We start from the raw sequence: 3676 nt of genomic DNA, 5'->3' as shown, positions 1-3676 counted from the left end.
GTGCCGGCACTGGTCACGGCATTGGCCCCTTCGGTGTATTGCTGCGTGGCTTGCTCAAGCTGCTGCTTTTGCTCGGCATTCATATTGCTGTAAGCCGTACGTTCATCATCAGACCATTTCACGCCGCCACTGGCGCCCAAATTGAATGGCGATGCCCCTTTACCGGTGCCTACGCCGCCCTCGAAGCCGCCATAGACACTTTGCAGGTAAGCTTTTGATTGGTCTTTCGTCCAACCCGTTTGTTGAATCACGCTGTCAACCGCCGTTTGCATGTCATTCATACCTTGGCTGACTTGAGTATTAAAGCCACTGGTGCTGCCTTCACCGTAAGCCAGGTTTTTACCCACACTATCATGCCAGCGGTCGCTCAGCGCCGCGCCTCCTTGGAGGGTTTGAGCCAGTTGGGTGCTAGTTTGAGCAAGGTTTTGCTGCGTTTGATTGCGGGCATTCGCCACACTCTCTTGCAGCATGCTTTGCGTGTTGGCGCTGATGTTGCCGCGACTGGTGGTTTGTGAGCTGTCGTAGGTGGTGCGCCCATCTCCGTGTTGTGTGGTCACCGAGCCGTCTGGGTTTTGGGTGTAGCTGTGACCTTGGTTGGCGAGGGTATTGGTATCAAACTTATTGGCATGGGTGTTGTTCATGCTGTGGTTGTCAATCTGCATACTGCCAAAATCCAGATTACCCGTGGACGCTGCAGCGCTCGCTCTGGCATTGGTCGAGTTAATCATGCTCGAGAGCTGGTAGTTCATGCTCGACATGACTTCTTGACCGCCTTTTAAAATGCCTTTGGCTATCATAGGGACGCCTATCATCAATATACCCGTGATCCAGGCGAAGCGGCTGTGAAGCTCATCCGCGGCATTCGCGTTGGAAAGCACTAGCCCCCCGAACTTCCCCGAGACATCCGTAGACAGAGATTCCAGTCCCCAAAGCTGAAAGCCGTTGATGATGGCAAACAAGGCTGGCCACGTGGCCAAAAAGGCAAACGTCCCAAAATAGTTTTTTAACACCATCATGGTCAAGCCAGGAATGACCGCGGCACCTGCAACAAAGAAGCCTAGGCACGCGAACAACATAAACATCATGGTATGGAGCATCGGCAAGTATTCTCTTGCCATCAAACCTAATGACGCCCACATTGAGGTGGTTTGCAGTTTATTGGTGGTATAAGCGTAATTGAGCGCAGCTTGCGTTGGGTCAAGGCTATCAAGGTTGTAGCGTAGCTCGTTCATCAGCATGTTTTGTTTGATGGTGCTGGACGCGCTGGTACTCATTCTAAAAAATTTGTCGTAGCTGCGGGTGAGTGACTGCACCACTTGCGGCTTATAACGGTCCGCGTCTTTACCAAGCAATTGATGCGCTAACAAGCTCATGTTTTTATTGGCGGCATCATCAAAGCGCTGCTTGATGATAGGGTAAGCTTCTTCACATCGCTTGTAGGTGCTTCGGCCGCCGCCTTCATCAAGATAAAGGGCGCGCAACGGGCTTTGCCTAACGCCGTCTAAAAAGGCAAAAATATCAGGGGCGGTAAAGAGTTCATCCCAGGTGTATTTCCCATTGATTCTCACATCCCCAATCATGCAGTTATGAAAGTAGTCTCGCCAGAGTTTTTGCAGCGCTAGCTCATTAATCCTGGATTGTCTTGAGAGCTGATACAGCTCAGAGCCAAACAACATCCCAGTACGACCATAACGCTCATCGTCGGAGGTGGTGAAAATGCCTTCCACACCTTCGGCCATCCCCACCATGATAGAAGAGAAAAAGTAAGTAGGCACGGCCACGAGGTAAGGGACATTATCCACCTTGTAAGCCTTACCCGGTTGCGTCTTATCAATGATGAGCATGTCGGCTTTCATGTTGATAAGAAACAGGGGTACGGCAAAGAACACCACCATCCATTTGATGAGGTCTTTGGGGTTACGTGACAGCATGAAGATAAACAAACTGGTGATAAGCCCCAGCATCATGCACATCTGTAAGTAATCCCCAAAGGTATTGGTTCTAAAAAAAGTGGCCAGCGCATTAAAGGCTTTGTTGACCACTTCGCCGGAAGTGTAAGTGTAATATTCGAGTATCATAGGTCAGTTCCCATAAGCCGGGGTAGGTTTGGTGGTCGTGCTGATTTCTTTTGTGCTTTGCTGCGTGGTCTTTCTTTGCGAGTCAATCAGTTGATTGCGGTTGTTGAGCGCCTCAATGGCATTCTCAGCCAGCCCCGCGGTAAAGCGTTTGGCGTTATCGATATCACGAGTGATGAGGGCGATGTCATCCTGGCTGTTGTTGGTGTTGGCCAAGGATTGGCGGGCAACATTTAACATGCTCACGAGGTACTGATTAAGCAGCTCCACCGCTATCATTCGCGAGTAGTTGCTGGTATCGGGGGTTTGATTGGCGGATAAGTCGTCAATAAAGAACTTGAGTACCGGCGTTTGAATCAGCTCCAGAAAACCCTCTTGTTGACGCGTGAGTCTTTGGTCGGTGGCTATCTTTTGCAGTATCGATTCCAGTTGTTTGCGTATCTGGTTTTGTATGCCGTTAGTTTGACTTATGGATAAGTTATTGCGCTTGGTAATGGTAATGCACGCATCTGGGCCTGTTTTGCGACACTGATAAACGTCAGCCTTGCCCCCTTCGAGCAGCACGTTGACGAGGTTGTTGTTGTCGGTCAAAAGGCTAGGGTAATAACGCGGATTGCCGTCTTTGTCGTACACGTAAGAGCCTGACAAACTCATCATGAATTGCGCTAGATTTTTGTCGGAGGACAAAAAAGCGTTATTCATGATCGCAGACCAGACCACGTTGTGATTGGTTTGGGTCATGTCTTTCAGGGCTGGATCCTTTTTGGCGTCCTTTAGCTGACCCGCTGCTTTGCCTCCTGCGCCACATTCCTGCTGCCCTTGAACCCAATCTGAGAAGGCGTTGTTTTGTGTCCCAAGCGTCGCGCAGACATGCTTTTTGGTAGCAGGAGCGGCAAAGGCGGCCAGTCCACCGATGGACGCTTGCGCGGCTTCACAAGAGTTCACCGATTGATTGAGATATTTGTCGAGCCTGGCTTGGAGATTATCCAGGTTTTGCTTGAGCTGCGGTGCCCAGGTTTGCAGGGCTAAGTTGACAATAAAAGGAGGGGCATTATGAATAATGGCTTTGCCCAGTTTCACCAGTTGGTCTGAGCTGATGTGTGAAAATCCCCCCATAAACATATCAATGCCAGTGCACCCGGTACTGATGGAGGGGACAGTGACGCTGACCAACTGTGCATCGACAATTTGATTACGCACAAACAAACTGCCACCGGTGTAGTAGTTGGCCGATTGCCCTTGGTAAGCCGTCGGGGTTGAGACGTTGGCGTTGTACCCTGAGTTATCAAAAAAGCGGGCCAGCGAGTGGTTGGTGTCGGCGTGACTTACGCCTGATAAGCTGATGAGAAATAAAGGAATAACTCGCTTATTCACCGCAACGGTGGACAAGTGGTGGAAAAGTGAGCGCTTCATTGGAGAGCCTCCTGCACTCGCGGATCGTTAAGGGCGTTCTGAATGCTTTGGGCAAGCGTGCTTTCTGGTACGTCTCCAATGCTCAGACGTGAGAACTTACGGCTGTTCACGTTCATTAAGAAGGTCGCAGGCATGACCGTTTTTCCCTGGCCTGGGAAAAAGGTCTTGCCTATCTCTGGTGTGACAGG

General features: G+C 50.5%; 2 protein-coding genes. Both read right to left on the bottom strand.

Going from position 1 to position 3676, the window contains the following annotated elements; genetic code table 11:
• Positions 1-2078: conjugal transfer protein TraG N-terminal domain-containing protein (locus tag AACW75_RS19690; protein ID WP_237297917.1), on the bottom strand; the 2078-nt coding region annotated here is incomplete at its 3' end.
• A 3-nt stretch (positions 2079-2081) separates the two neighbouring features.
• Entirely contained in the window at positions 2082-3488 is a 1407-nt protein-coding gene (locus AACW75_RS19685) for a conjugal transfer protein TraH (protein ID WP_016800101.1), read from the bottom strand.
• Positions 3489-3676: the final 188 nt, after the last annotated feature.

This window comes from Vibrio sp. L3-7, assembly GCF_963898195.1.
GTDB classification, from domain to species: Bacteria; Pseudomonadota; Gammaproteobacteria; order Enterobacterales; family Vibrionaceae; genus Vibrio; species Vibrio echinoideorum.
This window is presented reverse-complemented; position numbering and strand designations above follow the sequence as displayed.

Excerpts from the sequence above, each read along its gene's own strand:
- AACW75_RS19685 (WP_016800101.1), bottom strand. The coding sequence starts at position 3,488 with ATGAAGCGCTCACTTTTCCACCACTTGTCCACCGTTGCGGTGAATAAG.